Origin of the sequence: Hydrogenophaga sp. (assembly GCF_011772445.1) — a bacterium.
GTDB lineage: Bacteria > Pseudomonadota > Gammaproteobacteria > Burkholderiales > Burkholderiaceae_C > Hydrogenophaga.
In genome coordinates this window covers 67310-83014 of sequence record NZ_WVZN01000009.1, presented here as the reverse complement: position 1 = coordinate 83014, position 15705 = coordinate 67310, and the positions used below count along the sequence as shown (strand labels likewise).

Here is a 15705-nt window from a genome sequence, read left to right as displayed (position 1 = left end):
GAAGCGGAAGTTATGTCACGAGGCCGGGCGCGCGCGCCGCTTGCGGGGCCGCGGCGCCATCAGCGGTGATTCGCCGAGTCGGGGCGTGGCGTACTTTTCCGCCGGTGCCGGTCGGGGCAGATCCTCTGATGCCGCGGTCTCGACCCAGTCCGCCAAGCCGAACGTGCGTCGCTCGCTCAGGCGCTTCATGCCCTCGTTCCACTCCCACAGCATGCGCAGGCCCACGGGCGCGAAACCCGGCGTGTGACGGATGTGGTGCTTGAGATCTGGCACCACCGCATCGACGGCGGTGCACACGCGGTCGACCAGCGCGCGCTGGGCGGCGGGCTCGAAGCCCAGTTGCTGCTGCAGGTAGCGCCACAGGGCCTTGGTCGCATCCCAGCGTTTGCGACCATCCAGGTACATGCCCGGCGGGTTGTCTGCGTAGCGGTCGTAGGCCAGGATGGTGAGCATGTCGTAGACGGGCGCCACCTCCACGTCCTGCAGGCCGGTGTAGAGAAATCCCAGGTTCTTGGTGTGGCAGTCCGCGTTGCCCAGCGCATAGGTCAGCAGCAGCGTGACGGCCAGGCGCTCGTTGGAGGCGCGTTGACGGTCCGCGGGCACATAGTCGCGGACCAGCCGGGCCACGCGCTCCCAGGTCGATTCGTACTTCTGTTCGGGCGGCAGGCCCAGCAAGCTGCAGAAATCCTCGAAACCCTTGCGCTGGCCGGTCGCCGGATCCACGTCGAATCGTTCGACCACCAGCACCTGAGCATCATCGGACACCATCGTCGCGGCGGCGGGCACGCCCGAGCGTCGGGCCGCTTCCATGCACAGGTGTTCGTTGAGCGCTATGAAGGGCTGGTGATCGGAGCCAGCCTTCACGATGTGCCGTTCGGTCGCGACGGTCCCCTTGCGGAACAAGGCCTCGGTATCGGGGCTGAGGAACTTGGGCACCACGCCGGACACGCCCGAGGCCGCGAAGCGGCTCATCAGCGTGAGAAAGACCTTGTGCGAGGCTTCACCATGCAGGAGTTGCTTCAGGTCGGCCACGGCCAGTTCGGGCTGCGGCCGCTGTCCCGCGCTCACCTGCACACGGCCAATGAGGTTGTGGCCGACCACCGACAGCAGATCAAGTGGCGTGGCGCCCAGGTGCGGCCCCAACTGCTCCTTCAGCACCGACAACAGGAAGCCCTCGGGCAGGCTCACCTGGAAGAACGGGTGCAAGGCCGGCCAGCGGAAGGCCTGGCCTTCAACGGGCATGGTCAGGGAGACGAAGCGCTCTGCAGCAACCCCGGGGAGGTAGCGCATGACGTGTTCGAAGCCGTCCGGGCTGTCGAGCGTGGCGACGGCGGCGCCGTGCACGAAGACGTTCAGGCTCATTGCGCATCAGGCCCGGTGTTGCGGCCTTCGCGCACCTCGTGCAGCACCTCATCGAGCGTGGGCCGGCGCACGACCGGCTTGAATTCCAGCTGGAGCTCGAGCGCCTGCAGCAGGCGCAGCAGCTTGGCCAGGGAAAAGTCGGCGGCGCTGCCCGACTCGAAACGAGAGAGCGCTTCCTGACGCATGCCGACGGCGTTGGCGAGTTCGGTCTGTGTCTTGCCGGCTGCCTTGCGCATGACCTGGAAACGCCGGCCGACATCGGGCAGCGTCTGAAGTGGATCGGGAGTGGAGTATGCGTATGGCGTCATAAATTCTCCATGATGAGGAGAATTATGACCCCAAACGCATTTTCAGAAGCCCGACTGGCTGTAATATGCGGTTGAACGCATAAACAGATCGTCAGACCCCCACCACCGACACCGCCTTGGTGTTGAGGTACGCCTCCATCGCCTCCGGCCCGCCCTCGGTACCGTAGCCCGAGTCCTTGATGCCGCCGAAGGGCAGCTCGGCCGAGGGCGTGGCCGGCTGGTTGATCCACACCATGCCCGCTTCCACGCGGCTGGCCAGCAGCTGCACGTTCTTGTACGAGCGCGTGAAGGCGTACGCCGCCAGGCCATAGGGCAGGCGGTTGGCCTCGGCGATCGCGTCTTCCAGCCGGTCGAAGGCGCGGATGCCCGCGATGGGGCCGAAGGGCTCGTTGTTGAAGAGGTCGGCCTCCAGCGGCACCTCGCGAATGATGGTGGGCGCGAAGAAGTTGCCGGCCTCGCCCACGCGCTCGCCACCGGTGAGGACCTCGGCGCCATGCTCGACCGCATCCTTCACCACATGGGCCATGGCTGCCACGCGGCGCGCATTGGCCAGCGGGCCCAGCGTGGTGCCCTCGGCCAGGCCGTCGCCCAGCTTCAGGCCCTGCGCGTGCTGCGTCAGCGCGCGCGAAAACGCTTCCACCAGGCTGCTGTGCACCAGGAAGCGCGTGGGCGAGATGCAGACCTGGCCCGCGTTGCGGAACTTGGCCGCGCCCGCGGCCTTCACGGCCAGGGCCACGTCGGCGTCCTCGGCCACGATCACCGGTGCGTGGCCGCCCAATTCCATGGTCACGCGCTTCATGTGGCGCCCGGCCAGGGCCGCGAGCTGCTTGCCCACGGCGGTCGAGCCGGTGAAGGTGACCTTGCGGATCACCGGGTGCGGGATCAGGTGGCCGGAGATTTCGGCCGGGTCGCCGAACACCAGACCCACCACGCCAGGGGGCAGGCCGGCGTCCACGAAGCAGCGCAACAGCGCGGCCGGCGCGGCGGGAGTTTCCTCCGGCGCCTTGCACAGGAAAGAGCAGCCGGTGGCCAGGGCCGCGCCCATCTTTCGCACGATCTGGTTGACCGGGAAGTTCCAGGGCGTGAAGGCGGCGACCGGGCCCACGGGCTCCTTGATGACCATCTGCTGCGCGGCCAGGTTGCGGCCCGGCACCAGGCGGCCGTAGACGCGGCGGCCCTCTTCGGCGAACCAGTCGAGGATGTCCGCGCCCGCGAGGACCTCGCCCTTGGCCTCGGCCAGCGGCTTGCCCTGCTCCTGCGTCAGCAGGCGCGCGATGTCGCCAGCGCGCTCGCGCAGCAGCGCGGTGGCGCGGCGCATCAGGGCCGCGCGCTCGTAGACCGAGGTGTCGCGCCAGACCTCGAAGCCCTTCTGCGCCGCCGCCAGCGCGCGCTCCAGGTCCTCGATGCCGGCGTGCGCCACCGTGCCGATGACCTGGCCCGTGGCCGGGTTGCGCACGTCGAGGGTCTTGCCGCTGGTGGCGTCGACCCACTGGTTGGCGATGAGGAGCTGGGTGCTGGGGTAGGTGGTGGTCATGGCTTGTGGACTTGGCAGGTAGAGGGGGCCGGCCGGCGCCGGCCGAGGCTCCGGACCATACCCCAGTTGGATACGGTCATCAAATAGTTGCTTTTGGAACAAACAGGATCAAAAATATGTTCCAGAAAGAACAATCATGAGATCCACGGTTCCCTTGCTCGTGCAATCCGCGCTGGCCGATCTGGGCCAGCGCATCGCCATCGCGCGCAAGGCGCGCGGGCATTCCCAGGCCGAGTTCGCGGCCCTGAGCGACCTGGGGCTGTCCACGGTGGTCGGCATCGAGGCCGGGCACCCCGGCGTGGCCGTGGGCAACCTCGCCAAGGCGCTGGACGCACTTGGCCTGCTGGCCCAGATCGACGGCGTGGCCGAGGTGTCGCAGGACCCCTTCGTCGTGGACGCCGGCCTGCGACGCTTGTCGCCCCGAAAGCCGCGCCATGGCCGCTGAGCACACGGTGCCGGTGTGGGCGTGGCTGCCTGGGCGCGACGAGCCCGTGCTCGCGGCCGAGCTGAGCACCGATGGCCAACTGGGCGGCCGACTGAGCTATGCGCCCGCCTACGTGGCCGATGCAGGGGCGTATGCCTTCGATCCCGTGGCCCTGCCCTTGCGACACAAGGCGCGCGGCATCCGCTTCACTGGCGTCGGCGGGCTACCGGGCGCCTTGCAAGATGCCTGCCCCTCGGGCTACGGCGCGGACCTGCTTCAGGCGGACCATGGGCGGCCGCTGTCGGCGCTGGAAATGCTGGAGCTCGGCGCGGGTGACACCATCGGCGCGCTGGAGGTCTGTCTCGACATCGAACGCAAACGCGCCTTTCGTTCGCCCGAGCTGTCCGAACTGGCCGCGCTCGTGCACGAACTCGACGAGGGCCAATCGCCCAGCCGCGCCATTCGCCGCCTGCTGGGCGATGGCGCCACCAGTGCGGGCGGCGACCGGCCCAAGGCCACGATCACCAGCGAGGGGCGGCTCTGGCTTGCCAAGATGCAGGACCGCAGCGACACGCCCTTCCTGCCCGCGAAGGAGTTCGTGGTGATGCGGCTGGCCGCCGATTCGGGCATCACCGTGCCCGAGGTCCGGCTCGAGACGCTCGCCAGCCACCATGTGTACCTGATCGAACGCTTCGATCGCCTGGGCGATCCGCGCGCGCCTCAGCGCCGGCCCTTCGTCTCGGCGCACACGGCGCTGCGCCTGAGCCCCGCGTCCACGACGGGGGATCCAGCCCGTTCCTATCTCGTGCTGGCCGACATGCTGCGCCGCTGGGGAGCGGCGAACCCCGCGCTGGACGCCGACCTGGCCGAGCTGTGGCGGCGCATGGCCTTCAACGCCTTGGTGGGCAACGCCGACGACCACCCGCGCAACCACGGCTTCTATCGCCTCGACGGCACGTGGCGCCTGTCACCCGCCTTCGATGTCACGCCGCTGTCCACCTACCGCGGCGTGTTGCGCCTCGCGGTGGGCGCCGACGGTTCCGCCGAAGCCACCGCCGGGCGCCTGCTGCAATCGGCCCCGCACTTCGGCGTGGCGCCGGCCGATGCGGCGGGCTGGCTGCACGGCACCGCCGCGCGCGTGCACGACCGCTGGGCCGACGAACTCGCGCGCCTCGGTGCGCCGGCCGAGGTGGTGGCCGGGCTGCGGCCGGCGTTCGCGCTCAGCGCGGACCTCGCCGAGGGCCGCGTCGATGCGGGCGCGCTGGCCGATGCGCTGCAGGCCGCACAGAAATCCCGTGTGCGCCGTGGCCTGCCCGTGGGCCGGCCTTAGGCGGTGGGCGCCGGGCCGCGCACCGCCGCGTCCATCGCGCGGATCAGGTCCGACTGCGTGACGATGCCCACCAACCGGCGCTCGGCGTCGATGATGGGCAGGTGGCGGTGCCCGCCCTCGGAGAACACCGGCACCAGCTCGGTGAGCGGGCGGTCCGCGCTGGCCACGCGCACCTGGCGCGTCATGATCTCGCCCACCGTGTGGCGCACCGGCCGGTGCATCTGGCGCAGCAGCGCGCGCAGGCGAAAGTTCACGCCCTCGTGCACGTCCATGTCCACCTGGCGCATGAAGTCGGCCACGGTGACGATGCCCACCAGGTGGTGCTGCCGGTCCACCACCGGCAGTGCCTTCACGCGGTGCTGGCGGATCAGCGCCCAGGCCTGGCGCAGCGGCATCTCGGCGCGCGCGGTCACGGGCTCGCGCGACATCACGTCGGCGGCGCGCAACTCGCCCATGGTGCGCTGGTATGCCGCGGCCTCGGCGTACTGCATCAGGTCCTGCAGGTCCTCGCGGCTGATGTCGAGCACCTGGTTGTAGTGGGCCAGCGCGGCGTCCAGGTCCCGGCTCGTGAGGCGCGCGCCGCCGGGCTCGGCCGGCACCGCGTGGTGCACGTGCGGCCAGCGCCGCCGTGTGAGGTTGTTGTAGAGCAGGCCCGCCGCCACCATCAGCACCGAATCCACCAGCACCGGCTGCAGCGCCACGCTGAAATCGTGGCTGCCCATCAGCACCATCAACAGCGCCGACGCGCCGCCCGGCGGGTGCAGGCAGCGCAACGCCAGCATCAGCGCAATGGACAGCCCCACCGCCAGCGCCGCGCCCAGGGCGGCGTGCGGCACCCAGATCGCGCAGGCCACGCCCACCAGGGCGGACAGCGTGTTGCCGCCGATCACCGACCAGGGCTGCGCGAGCTGGCTGGAGGGCACCACGAACACCAGCACCGCGCTGGCACCCAGCGGCGCCACCAGCGCAGCGGCCAGCGCGTGCTGGCCATCGCCCGGGGACAGCCACGTGGCGCCCACACCGGCGATCAGGATGCCCAGCGCGGCACCGATGCAGGCGCGCCATTTCTCGCGCGCGTCGATGGACTGGGCAGCGGGCCACAGGGCGCGCAGGGAGAGCAGGAGTTCGGGCCGGAAGCCGTGCAGCGCGCGGCGCCACGCGGGCCGGCGCGGGGACGCGATGGGCATGGGAGAAGAAGGGGATGGGGGAAGCCGCCGCCGCGGGCCTCGTTGCCGCGCGGGGCCGTAGTGTGCCAGCCTCCACAGGCCGGCCTCCCGAACAGGACCGCCGCTTGCCCCGCGAGCCGGCACACTCGACCTGAGCAAGGACGCGCAGCCACCATGAAGCCCTACCTCTCCCTCATCACCCTCGCCGTCGCCGACCTCGAGCGCGCCCTGCGCTTCTACCGCGACGGCCTGGGCCTGCCCACCGAGGGCATCGTCGGCCAGGACGTCGAGCACGGCGCCGTCGTGTTCATCGACCTGCAGCCCGGCCTCAAGCTCGCGCTGTTCCCGCGCGAGAACCTGTGCCACGACGCGGGCATCCCGCCCGGCCCGCCCAGCCCGTCGAGCATGAGCCTGGCGCACAACGTGGGTTCGGCCGAGGCCGTGGACGCGGTGATGCGCGAGGCCGAGGTGGCCGGCGCGCGCATCGTCAAGCCCGCGCAGCCCACCTTCTGGGGCGGCCACGCGGGCTACTTCACGGACCCGGACGGGCACCTCTGGGAGGTGGCCTGGAACCCGGCCTGGCCGCTGCCGGAGTGAAGCGGCGCGGGGGCACACAATGCGCCGCATGACCCCCATCATCCACAGCCTGCTCGACACCGACCTCTACAAGTTCTCGATGTGGCAGGCCCTGCTGCACCGCCACCCCACCACGCAGGCACGCTACAGCTTCGTCTGCCGCAACGCCAGCGCCTACCCCTTGGCCGAGCTGGTGCCCGAGGTGAACCGCGAGCTGGACCACCTCTGCTCGCTGAGCTTCACGCCCGACGAACTCGCCTACCTCAAGGGCCTGCGCTACATCTCGTCCGACTTCGTCGACTTCCTGCGCATCTTCCGCTTCCAGCGCGATTTCATCGAGGTGCGCGCCGCCGGCGAGTCGATCGACATCGTCGCCAGCGGCCCGCAGGTGCACGTGATGGCCTTCGAGATCTTCGTGCTGGCCATCGTGAACGAGCTGTACTTCCGCCGCTTCGACGCCAGCGCCGCGCTGGCCGAAGGGCGCCGTCGACTGGTCGCCAAGATCGATCTGCTGCGCGATTTCGAGCGCGAGCCACCGCGCCGTCACCCCTTCGAACTCTCCGACTTCGGCGTGCGCCGCCGCTACAGCGGTGCCTGGCAGCGCGAGGTGGTGGCCACGCTGCGCGACGCCGTACCGCAGTTCTTCAAGGGCACCTCCAACGTGCTGCTCGCCAAGGAACTCGGCCTGCCCCCCATCGGCACCATGGCGCACGAGTACCTGCAGACCTACCAGACCCTGGGCGTGCGCCTGCGCGACTTCCAGAAGGCCGCACTGGAGGACTGGGTGCAGGAGTACCGCGGCGACCTGGGCATCGCGCTCACCGACGTCATCACCATGGACGCCTTCCTGGCGGACTTCGACCTCTACTTCGCCAAGCTCTTCGACGGCCTGCGCCACGACTCGGGCGACCCCATCGCATGGGGTGAGAAGGCACTGGCGCACTACGAACGCCTGCGCATCGACCCGCACACCAAGCGCCTAGTGTTCTCCGACGGCCTGGACCTGCACCGTGCGCTCGCCATCTACCGCCACTTTGCCGACCGCACGCAGATGGGCTTCGGCATCGGCACGCACCTCACCAATGACGTGGGCCTGGAGCCGGTCTCCATCGTGATGAAGCTGCGCCAGGCCAACGGCCAGCCGGTGGCCAAGATCTCCGACACGCCGGGCAAGGCCCTGTGCGACGACGCCACCTTCCTGGCCTACCTGCGCCAGGTGTTCGGCGTTGGCGATGGCTTGACGCAATAGGACAAGCGTCCTATGCTGCGCCCTCCCGGCTGGGACAAGTGTCCTAATCCCACCGGGAAGCGCCCATGTCCATCCGCGACCAGATCATCGAGACCGCCGACCGGCTCTTCTATGAGCAGGGCTATGCGCCGACGTCCTTCAGCCACATCGCCGATGCGGTGGGCATCTCTCGCGGCAACTTCTACTACCACTTCAAGACCAAGGACGACATTCTCGATGCCGTGATCGACCTGCGCCTGGCGCGCACGCGGCAGATGCTGGACGAATGGGCCGCGACGGTCGACGACCCCGCCGAGCGCATCCTCCTGTTCGTCGAGATCCTGTTGCGCAATCAGGACAAGATCATGCGCCACGGCTGCCCGGTCGGCAGTCTCTGCCAGGAGCTGACCAAGCTCGATCACGCAGCGCAGGGGCGTGCCAGTGGTGTGATGGCGCTGTTTGCCGAGTGGCTGCGCGAGCAGTTCGAGCGCATGGGCTGCGGCGGCGACTCGGCCGGCTTCGCCTTGCACCTGCTGGGCCGTACCCAGGGCGTCGCCGCGCTGGCCAATGCCTTTGGCGACCCGGCCTACATCCGGCAAGAAGTCCACCTGATGGGCGACTGGGTGCGCGCACGCAGACCCCCGGTCTCCACCCCTGCGCGCGCTGCGCGCGCCTGAACCTCAAGGAACTCCCTCATGCATCTTGTCCTGTTGCGCTTCGGCCCCCACCGCGATCGCGCTGCGCAGCACCTGGCTGGCCACAAGGCCTGGTTGCAACGCGGATTCGACGATGGCGTGTTCGTCCTCGCGGGCAGTCTCGGCGACGCACAAGGCGGCGCCGTGCTGGCGCACCGCGAGTCCATAGGCGATCTGCGCGAACGGCTCGCCCAGGATCCTTTCGTGGCCGAAGCCGTGGTGCAGGCCGAGATCGTGGCGATCGAAGCTTCGCGCGTGGACGAGCGCCTGTCCTTTCTCCAGCACTGATCCGCCCACATGAGCCAGACCCTCCCCGGCCCCGACGGCCAACCCCGCTGCCGCTGGTGCGCCACCACGCCAGAGTTCCTTCCCTATCACGACAGGGAATGGGGCTTTCCCGTCAGCGACGACCAGCGACTGTTCGAGAAGCTGAGCCTGGAGGGGTTCCAGTCGGGCCTGAGCTGGCGCACCATCCTCGCCAAGCGCGAGAACTTCCGCGCCGCCTTCCGCGGCTTCGACTTCGACCGCGTGGCGCGCTTCAACGAGCGCGACGTCGAGCGCCTGTTGGCCGACGAGGGCATCGTGCGGCACCGGGGCAAGATCGAGGCCGTCATCCACAACGCGCGCTGCGCGCAGGAAATGGTGAAGACCGAAGGCTCGCTGGCCGCCTATTTCTGGCGCCACGAGCCCGGGGCCAGTGAACTGGCGCCTCCCCAGAGCGCCTCGACCTCGCCCACCTCCATCGCGCTTTCCAGGGACCTGAAGCAGCGCGGCTGGAAGTTCGTAGGCCCCACCACCGTCTACGCCTTCCTGCAGGCCATGGGCCTCATCAACGACCACGCCGAGGGCTGCGTGGTGCGCGCCGAGGTGGACCGGGCGCGCCGCGCCTTCCGCCGCCCCGGCCGCTGAGTTCCATCGCGCGACAGCGGGTGTTCCGCCACGGAACACCCGGGCATGGGGATTGCCCGAGGGTGCGGTGCCGACGCGTCGGCGCGAACATGCCGCTTCGCCAGGAGAAGCCCATGAACACCCCCACCGAATCGATGGCGCGAGGCGCCACGCAGCCGCCCCTGCGCGAGGACACCATCGGCGCCGCGCTGGACGCCACCGCGCGCGAACACGCCAACCGCGAGGCGCTGGTGATCCCCCACGAAGGCGTGCGCTGGACCTGGGCCGAACTGCGCGAGCGCGCCGACGAACTGGCGGCCGGCCTGCTGGCCATGGGCCTGCGGCCGGGCGACCGCGTCGGCATCTGGGCGCCCAACTGCAGCGCCTGGACGCTGACGCAGTTCGCCACCGCGCGCGCCGGGCTCATCCTGGTCAACATCAACCCCGCCTACCGCGCGAGCGAGCTGGCCTATGCCCTGCACAAGGTGGCCTGCTGCGCCCTGGTGCTGGCGCCCGCCCTCAAGACCAGCGACTACATCGCCATCCTGCGCGGCGTCGCGCCCGAGATCGACCGCTGCGAGCCCGGCCAGTTGCAGGCCCTGGCGCTGCCCGAGTTGCGCTGGGTGGTGCGCCTGGGCGAGGAGCGCACGCCGGGCATGCTCAACTTCGCCGACGTGAGCGCGCGCGCCACGCCGGCCTCGCGCGAGCGGCTCGCCGCCATCGGACCGCGGCTGAAGGCGCGCGACCCGATCAACATCCAGTTCACCAGCGGCACCACCGGCCACCCCAAGGGCGCCACGCTCACGCACCGCAACATCCTCAACAACGGCTTCTTCGTGGGTGAAGCCATGCGCCTCACGCCGGCCGACCGGCTGTGCATCCCCGTGCCGCTGTACCACTGCTTCGGCATGGTCATGGGCAATCTGGCCTGCGTCACGCACGGCAGCACCATGGTCTACCCCAGCGAAGCCTTCGACCCGGCGGCCGTGCTGCGCACCGTGCAGGCCGAGCGCTGCACCGCGCTCTACGGCGTGCCCACCATGTTCATCGCCGAGCTCGACCACCCCGACTTCGCCGGCACCGACCTGCGCACGCTGCGCACCGGCATCATGGCCGGCTCGCCCTGCCCCATCGAGGTGATGAAGCGCGTGCAGAGCCGGATGAACATGGGCGAGGTCACCATCGCCTACGGCATGACCGAGACCTCGCCCGTCTCCACCCAGAGCGCGGTGGACGACCCGCTGGAGCGGCGGGTGTCCACCGTGGGCCGTGTGCAGCCGCACCTGGAGATCAGGATCGTCGACGCCGACGGCCGCACCGTGCCGTGCGGCACCGTGGGTGAGTTCTGCACGCGCGGCTATTCGGTGATGCAGGGCTACTGGGACGACGCCGAGAAGACCGCCGAGGCCATCGACGCCGACGGCTGGATGCACACCGGCGACCTGGCCACCATGGACGACGACGGCTACGTCAACATCGTCGGCCGCATCAAGGACATGGTGATCCGCGGCGGCGAGAACGTGTACCCGCGCGAGGTCGAGGAGTTCTACTACCGCCACCCCAAGGTGCAGGACGTGCAGGTGGTGGGCGTGCCCGATGCGAAGTACGGCGAGGTGCTGTGTGCCTGCGTCGTGCTCAAACCCGGCCTGGGCTGCACGGCCGACGAACTGCGCGCCTTCGCGCAGGGCCAGATCGCGCACTACAAGGTGCCGGCCTACTTCGAGTTCGTCGACGCCCTGCCCATGACCATCACCGGCAAGATCCAGAAGTTCGTGCTGCGCGAGCAGATGGCGAAGAAGCTGGGGCTGAAGGCGGCGGCCACCGCCTGATCAGCTCAACCGCGTGCCGTAAGCCTCGGCGATGAGGTTCGCCAGCCCTTGCATGGCCTCGGGCAGGTCGGCGCGGTGCACCAGGCCGATGTCGCGGTGGAAGGTGTTCGCGCCCAGGTCCAGCGCGCGCACACCCGCCGGCCAGCGGCGCCGGTCGGTGGTCTGCGGCACCAGGGCCGCGCCCAGGCCCGCCGCCACCAGGCGCACGATGGCCTCCTGCTCGTCGAGCTCGCACACCTCCCGCACCGACAGGCCGTTGGCGCGCAGGAAGCGGTCCACCTGCCGGCCGCCGAAGGAACTGCGGTCGTAGCGGATGAAGGGCAGGCCCGTGATCAGCGCGCGCCAGTCGCCCGCGGGCGCGCTGCGCGGCACCAGCAGACGAAAGGGCTCGCGCGCCAGCGGCGTCCAGCGCAGGTCGCTGTGCAGCGCGAACGGCGGGCGGATGATCAGCGCCGCGTCCAGGTCGCCCGCGTCCACCGCGTTGAGCAGGGTGGTGGACACGCCGGGCACCACCCGCGTGCGGCTGCCCGGCCACTGGCGGTGGAACTTCACCAGGGCCTGCGGCAGCAGGGCCTGCTGCACCGAGGCGATGGCGCCCAGGCTCACGAACACCGCCTGCCCCTTGGCGCGCTGGCGCGAACCGAGCTGGCTGTAAAGCTGGATGAGCTCCTGCGCCTGCGCCAGCGTCTGCCGCCCGCGCGGGTTCAGCCGCGCCGAGCGGCCGGTGCGGTCGAACAGGGTGAAGCCCAGCTCCTCTTCCAGCCGCTTCATCTGCGCGCTCACGGCCGCCTGCGTCAGGCCGATGCGCTGGCCGGCGGCGGCGAAGGTGCCCTCGCGGGCCACGGTGACGAAGGTCTTCAGCTCGGGAATCATGCACAAAGGATACTTGTGCCCGGCCCAAAAAATGATTGATTTTCTTTTGGCTTGGCAGGGCCTAGCATCGGCGTTCTGATTCCACCCACGAGCACCTCCCATGAGCAACGCCACCATCGCTCCCGCCCCCACCATGCGCGCGCCCAGCACCAACCCCGCGCCCCTGTCGCCCTTCCACCTGGCCTTCCCCGTGCACGACCTGGACGCGGCGCGCCGCTTTTACGGCGAGACCCTCGGCTGCCCCGAAGGCCGCAGCTCGCCCGAGTGGATCGACTTCAATTTCTACGGCCACCAGATCGTGGCCCACCTCGCGCCCGAGGCCTGCGGCGGCGCGGCCGTGAACGCGGTGGACGGCCACGGCGTGCCGGTGCGCCACTTCGGCATCGTGCTGCCCCTGGCCGACTGGGAGGCCATGGCCGAGCGGCTCAAGGCGCTTGGCACGACATTCGTCATCGAGCCCTACATCCGCTTCAAGGGCCAGCCCGGCGAGCAGGCCACCATGTTCTTCCTCGATCCCTCCGGCAACGCCATCGAGGTGAAGGCCTTCGGCGACATCAACAAGCTCTTCGCCAAATGAGCGCCAGCCGCTTCGAGCCCGTGCGGCTCGAGCACGCCAGCCGCCTCATCAACCACGGCCCCACCGTGCTCGTGACCAGCGCGCACGGCGGGCGGCGCAACGTCATGGCGGCGGCCTGGTCCATGCCGGTGGAGTTCACGCCGCCCCGCGTCGCGGTGGTGATCGACAAGACCACCTTCACGCGCGAACTGGCCCGGGCCAGCGGCGGCTTCGGCCTGTGCCTGCCGGGCCTGGCGCTGGCCGACCTCACCTACAGCGTGGGTCAGCACAGCGGGCGCGGTGGCGACAAGTTCGAGCGCTACGGTATCCAGGCCGTGCAGGGCCCGGTGCTCGGCATGCCCCTGATCGAACAGGGCTGCGCGGCCTGGCTCGAATGCCGCCTGATCCCCGAGCGCCACACCGAAGACGCCTACGACACCTGTTTCGCCGAGGTGGTGGCCGCCGCGGCCGATCCGCGCATCTTCGCCAACGGGCACTGGCTGTTCGACGAAGACAACACCGAGCTGCAGACCATCCACCACCTGGGTGCGGGCCTCTTCGTGCGCTCGGCTGGCGCGGTGCAGGCGCGCGCGCTCTAGCCCCTCCGAACCCGTCTCGCGCCGCGTGCCCTTGCACGCGGCGCTTGCATTCATCCGGCAATGCAATTAGATTTGCGACATCGATGATCTTGCAAATTTCAAGTGCATCGACTTGGTGCATCGAGAACCCCACTTTGATGCGCGTTCCACCTTTCACGAGGATCACCGCATGAACACCCTTCGCCGAGTCCTGTTGATGGCCGCCGCCCTGTGCGCGGCCCTGGGCGGCAGCGCCGCCATCGCGCAGTCCCAGCCGCTCGTGGTGGCCACCGACACCGCCTTCGTGCCCTTCGAGTTCAAGGAAGGCGACAAGTACGTGGGTTTCGACATCGACCTGTGGGACGCCATCGCCAAGGAACTGGGCCTGAGCTACCGCCTGCAGCCCATGGACTTCAACGGCATCCTTCCGGCGCTGCAGACGAAGAACGTGGACGTGGCGCTCGCCGGCATCACCATCAAGGACGAACGCAAGAAGGTCATCGACTTCTCAGACGGCTATTACGACAGCGGCTTCATGCTGCTGGTGCCGGCCAGCAGCAAGATCAATGGCGCGGCCGACCTCAAGGGCAAACAGCTCGCCATCAAGACCGGCACCTCGGCTGCCGACTACGCCAAGGCCAACTTCCAGGGCACCGAGCTGCGCCAGTTCCCCAACGTCGACAACGCCTACCTCGAGCTCATGACGGGCCGCGTGGACGCGGCCATGCACGACACGCCCAACGTCCTGTACTTCGCCAACACGGCGGGCAAGGGCAAGGTGAAGGTGGTGGGCACGCAGATGATGGCGCACCAGTACGGCATCGGGTTCCCCAAGGGCAGCGCGCTGGTGCCCAAGGTGAACACCGCACTGGCGAAGATCAAGGCCGACGGCCGCTACAACGCCATCTACAAGAAGTGGTTCGGCACCGAACCGCCCAAGCCCTGAACGCCGGACGCGCGCGCCCCCCGCCATGGATTTCGACGTCTCGGTCATCGTCAAGGCCATCCCCGCCCTGCTGCAGGGCGCCAAGCTCACGGTGCTCATCACCGTGGTGGGCCTGCTGGGCGGCACCGTGGTGGGGCTGGTCTTCGGCCTCATGCGGGCCTACGGCAACCGCCTGCTCGACACGCTGGGCTTTCTCTACATCGAACTGGTCCGCGGCACACCCATCGTGGTCCAGGTCATGTTCATCTACTTCGCCCTGCCCGTCATCGCCGACATCCGCGTGGACCCGCTCACGGCGGCCATCGTCTCCATCGTCGTCAACTCGGGCGCCTACATCGCCGAGATCGTGCGCGGCGCCTTCCTCTCGGTGCCCAAGGGCCTGCGCGAGGCGGGCCTGGCGCTGGGCATGCCGCTGTGGCGCGTGCTGGCCTTCGTCATCGGCCCGGTGGCCTTCCGGCGCATGACGCCGCCGCTGGGCAACCAGTTCATCGTCAGCCTGAAGGACACCTCGCTGTTCATCGTCATCGGCGTGGGTGAGCTCACGCGCCAGGGCCAGGAAATCATGGCCGCCAACTTCCGCGCAGTGGAGATCTGGAGCGCCGTGGCGCTGATCTACCTCTGCCTGATCGGCGCGCTCACCTTTGCCCTGCGCACGGTGGAAAAACGGATGCGCATCCTATGAACATGGTCGAGTTCCAGAAGGTCAGCAAGCGCTTCGGTCAGACGGTGGTGCTCGATGGTGTCGACCTGCGCATCGGCCAGGGTGAGGTCGTGGTGCTCATCGGCCCCTCGGGCTCGGGCAAGTCCACCCTGCTGCGTTGCATCAACGCGCTGGAAACCATCGACGGCGGCGACCTCGTCGTCGACGGCCGCAGCGTGCGCGGCGGCGCGTCCACCGTGCGCGAGATCCGGCAGGAGGCCGGCATGGTCTTCCAGCAGTTCAACCTGTTCCCGCAGATGACCGCGCTGCAGAACGTGGCCTTTGGCCCGCGCCAGGTGCGCGGCACGCCGCGCGCGCAGGCCGAGCAGGAAGCGCGGGCGCTGCTGAAGAAGGTGGGTCTGGCCGAGCGCGAGCACCACTTTCCGAGCGAACTCTCCGGCGGCCAGCAGCAGCGTGTGGCCATCGCGCGCGCCCTGGCCGTCAAGCCCAAGCTCATGCTGTTCGACGAGCCCACGTCCGCGCTGGACCCCGAGCTGCGCCAGGAGGTGCTGCGCGTGATGCAGGCCCTGGCTGAAGAGGGCATGACCATGATCGTGGTGACGCACGAGATCGCCTTCGCGCGCAAGGTCGGCACGCGGCTCATCTTCATGGAGCACGGCCACATCGCCGTGGACGGCCCGCCCGGCGAACTCATCGACCGCCCCACCAATCCCCGGCTGCGCGAGTTCCTGCAGCACGTCGAATAGCGCAC

General features: G+C 69.4%; 18 protein-coding genes. 13 read left to right on the top strand and 5 right to left on the bottom strand.

Features of this window, described 5'->3' with window-relative positions; all coding sequences use genetic code 11:
- Positions 1–15: 15 nt before the first annotated feature.
- The 3 genes from GTO19_RS03970 to GTO19_RS03960 form a co-directional block, all read right to left on the bottom strand.
- On the bottom strand, positions 16–1362 hold the full coding sequence (locus tag GTO19_RS03970; protein ID WP_291017321.1) for a type II toxin-antitoxin system HipA family toxin: 1347 nt from the start codon (positions 1360–1362) through the stop codon (positions 16–18).
- Positions 1359–1670, bottom strand: a complete 312-nt coding sequence (locus GTO19_RS03965; protein ID WP_291017319.1) for a helix-turn-helix transcriptional regulator — start codon at positions 1668–1670, stop codon at positions 1359–1361. The genes GTO19_RS03970 and GTO19_RS03965 overlap by 4 nt, the downstream gene beginning before the upstream one ends.
- Before the next feature lie 91 nt (positions 1671–1761).
- Positions 1762–3204, bottom strand: coding sequence for an NAD-dependent succinate-semialdehyde dehydrogenase (locus GTO19_RS03960; RefSeq protein WP_291017317.1), 1443 nt, complete (start codon positions 3202–3204; stop codon positions 1762–1764).
- Between the two features lie 136 nt (positions 3205–3340).
- On the opposite strand from GTO19_RS03960, the gene GTO19_RS03955 reads away from it, so the two are divergent.
- Both GTO19_RS03955 and GTO19_RS03950 read left to right on the top strand, forming a co-directional pair.
- On the top strand, positions 3341–3649 hold the full coding sequence (locus GTO19_RS03955; RefSeq protein WP_291017315.1) for a helix-turn-helix transcriptional regulator: 309 nt from the start codon (positions 3341–3343) through the stop codon (positions 3647–3649).
- Positions 3639–4958, top strand: coding sequence for a type II toxin-antitoxin system HipA family toxin (locus GTO19_RS03950; RefSeq protein WP_291017313.1), 1320 nt, complete (start codon positions 3639–3641; stop codon positions 4956–4958). Before GTO19_RS03955 ends, GTO19_RS03950 begins: the two co-directional genes overlap by 11 nt.
- On the opposite strand, the gene GTO19_RS03945 is transcribed toward GTO19_RS03950, so the two are convergent.
- On the bottom strand, positions 4955–6145 hold the full coding sequence (locus GTO19_RS03945; protein ID WP_291017311.1) for an HPP family protein: 1191 nt from the start codon (positions 6143–6145) through the stop codon (positions 4955–4957). The genes GTO19_RS03950 and GTO19_RS03945 overlap by 4 nt on opposite strands.
- A gap of 153 nt (positions 6146–6298) precedes the next feature.
- Between GTO19_RS03945 and GTO19_RS03940 the strand changes: the two genes are divergently transcribed.
- From GTO19_RS03940 to GTO19_RS03915, 6 genes are all read left to right on the top strand, one after another.
- The gene (locus GTO19_RS03940; RefSeq protein WP_291017309.1) at positions 6299–6721 is read left to right on the top strand and encodes a VOC family protein; all 423 of its coding nucleotides are present in this window, start codon (positions 6299–6301) and stop codon (positions 6719–6721) included.
- A gap of 28 nt (positions 6722–6749) precedes the next feature.
- On the top strand, positions 6750–7949 hold the full coding sequence (gene pncB / locus GTO19_RS03935; protein WP_291017307.1) for a nicotinate phosphoribosyltransferase: 1200 nt from the start codon (positions 6750–6752) through the stop codon (positions 7947–7949).
- 65 nt (positions 7950–8014) lie between these two features.
- Complete coding sequence (locus GTO19_RS03930) at positions 8015–8605, top strand: TetR/AcrR family transcriptional regulator (RefSeq protein WP_291017305.1); 591 nt, start codon at positions 8015–8017, stop codon at positions 8603–8605.
- Between the two features lie 18 nt (positions 8606–8623).
- A complete protein-coding gene (locus GTO19_RS03925; RefSeq protein ID WP_291017304.1) occupies positions 8624–8911 on the top strand; it encodes a hypothetical protein in 288 nt (95 codons plus the stop codon).
- A gap of 9 nt (positions 8912–8920) precedes the next feature.
- Positions 8921–9532 carry a DNA-3-methyladenine glycosylase I gene (locus tag GTO19_RS03920; RefSeq protein WP_291017302.1) on the top strand — a complete coding sequence of 204 codons (612 nt, stop codon included), beginning with the start codon at positions 8921–8923 and terminating at the stop codon, positions 9530–9532.
- 113 nt (positions 9533–9645) lie between these two features.
- On the top strand, positions 9646–11340 hold the full coding sequence (locus GTO19_RS03915) for an AMP-binding protein (protein WP_291017300.1): 1695 nt from the start codon (positions 9646–9648) through the stop codon (positions 11338–11340).
- Here the strand turns inward: GTO19_RS03915 and GTO19_RS03910 are convergent, their stop codons facing one another.
- Positions 11341–12213, bottom strand: coding sequence for a LysR family transcriptional regulator (locus tag GTO19_RS03910; RefSeq protein WP_291017298.1), 873 nt, complete (start codon positions 12211–12213; stop codon positions 11341–11343).
- Positions 12214–12346: 133 nt separating this feature from the next.
- Here GTO19_RS03910 and GTO19_RS03905 point away from each other — a divergent pair, with 133 nt between their 5' ends.
- From GTO19_RS03905 to glnQ, 5 genes are all read left to right on the top strand, one after another.
- The gene (locus GTO19_RS03905; protein WP_291017483.1) at positions 12347–12790 is read left to right on the top strand and encodes a VOC family protein; all 444 of its coding nucleotides are present in this window, start codon (positions 12347–12349) and stop codon (positions 12788–12790) included.
- Positions 12787–13368 (top strand): flavin reductase family protein, encoded by a 582-nt coding sequence (locus GTO19_RS03900; RefSeq protein WP_291017296.1) that lies wholly within the window; start codon positions 12787–12789, stop codon positions 13366–13368. Before GTO19_RS03905 ends, GTO19_RS03900 begins: the two co-directional genes overlap by 4 nt.
- 196 nt (positions 13369–13564) lie before the next feature.
- Positions 13565–14293 carry a glutamine ABC transporter substrate-binding protein GlnH gene (gene glnH, locus GTO19_RS03895; protein WP_291017480.1) on the top strand — a complete coding sequence of 243 codons (729 nt, stop codon included), beginning with the start codon at positions 13565–13567 and terminating at the stop codon, positions 14291–14293.
- A 25-nt stretch (positions 14294–14318) separates the two neighbouring features.
- On the top strand, positions 14319–14975 hold the full coding sequence (gene glnP / locus GTO19_RS03890) for a glutamine ABC transporter permease GlnP (protein ID WP_291017294.1): 657 nt from the start codon (positions 14319–14321) through the stop codon (positions 14973–14975).
- The gene (gene glnQ, locus GTO19_RS03885) at positions 14972–15700 is read left to right on the top strand and encodes a glutamine ABC transporter ATP-binding protein GlnQ (RefSeq protein ID WP_291017292.1); all 729 of its coding nucleotides are present in this window, start codon (positions 14972–14974) and stop codon (positions 15698–15700) included. Before glnP ends, glnQ begins: the two co-directional genes overlap by 4 nt.
- Positions 15701–15705 lie beyond the last annotated feature (5 nt).

Excerpts from the sequence above, each read along its gene's own strand:
- GTO19_RS03970 (WP_291017321.1), bottom strand. The coding sequence starts at position 1,362 with ATGAGCCTGAACGTCTTCGTGCACGGCGCCGCCGTCGCCACGCTCGAC.
- GTO19_RS03965 (WP_291017319.1), bottom strand. The coding sequence starts at position 1,670 with ATGACGCCATACGCATACTCCACTCCCGATCCACTTCAGACGCTGCCC.
- GTO19_RS03960 (WP_291017317.1), bottom strand. The coding sequence starts at position 3,204 with ATGACCACCACCTACCCCAGCACCCAGCTCCTCATCGCCAACCAGTGG.
- GTO19_RS03955 (WP_291017315.1), top strand. The coding sequence starts at position 3,341 with ATGAGATCCACGGTTCCCTTGCTCGTGCAATCCGCGCTGGCCGATCTG.
- GTO19_RS03950 (WP_291017313.1), top strand. The coding sequence starts at position 3,639 with ATGGCCGCTGAGCACACGGTGCCGGTGTGGGCGTGGCTGCCTGGGCGC.
- GTO19_RS03945 (WP_291017311.1), bottom strand. The coding sequence starts at position 6,145 with ATGCCCATCGCGTCCCCGCGCCGGCCCGCGTGGCGCCGCGCGCTGCAC.
- GTO19_RS03940 (WP_291017309.1), top strand. The coding sequence starts at position 6,299 with ATGAAGCCCTACCTCTCCCTCATCACCCTCGCCGTCGCCGACCTCGAG.
- pncB (WP_291017307.1), top strand. The coding sequence starts at position 6,750 with ATGACCCCCATCATCCACAGCCTGCTCGACACCGACCTCTACAAGTTC.
- GTO19_RS03930 (WP_291017305.1), top strand. The coding sequence starts at position 8,015 with ATGTCCATCCGCGACCAGATCATCGAGACCGCCGACCGGCTCTTCTAT.
- GTO19_RS03925 (WP_291017304.1), top strand. The coding sequence starts at position 8,624 with ATGCATCTTGTCCTGTTGCGCTTCGGCCCCCACCGCGATCGCGCTGCG.
- GTO19_RS03920 (WP_291017302.1), top strand. The coding sequence starts at position 8,921 with ATGAGCCAGACCCTCCCCGGCCCCGACGGCCAACCCCGCTGCCGCTGG.
- GTO19_RS03915 (WP_291017300.1), top strand. The coding sequence starts at position 9,646 with ATGAACACCCCCACCGAATCGATGGCGCGAGGCGCCACGCAGCCGCCC.
- GTO19_RS03910 (WP_291017298.1), bottom strand. The coding sequence starts at position 12,213 with ATGATTCCCGAGCTGAAGACCTTCGTCACCGTGGCCCGCGAGGGCACC.
- GTO19_RS03905 (WP_291017483.1), top strand. The coding sequence starts at position 12,347 with ATGCGCGCGCCCAGCACCAACCCCGCGCCCCTGTCGCCCTTCCACCTG.
- GTO19_RS03900 (WP_291017296.1), top strand. The coding sequence starts at position 12,787 with ATGAGCGCCAGCCGCTTCGAGCCCGTGCGGCTCGAGCACGCCAGCCGC.
- glnH (WP_291017480.1), top strand. The coding sequence starts at position 13,565 with ATGGCCGCCGCCCTGTGCGCGGCCCTGGGCGGCAGCGCCGCCATCGCG.
- glnP (WP_291017294.1), top strand. The coding sequence starts at position 14,319 with ATGGATTTCGACGTCTCGGTCATCGTCAAGGCCATCCCCGCCCTGCTG.
- glnQ (WP_291017292.1), top strand. The coding sequence starts at position 14,972 with ATGAACATGGTCGAGTTCCAGAAGGTCAGCAAGCGCTTCGGTCAGACG.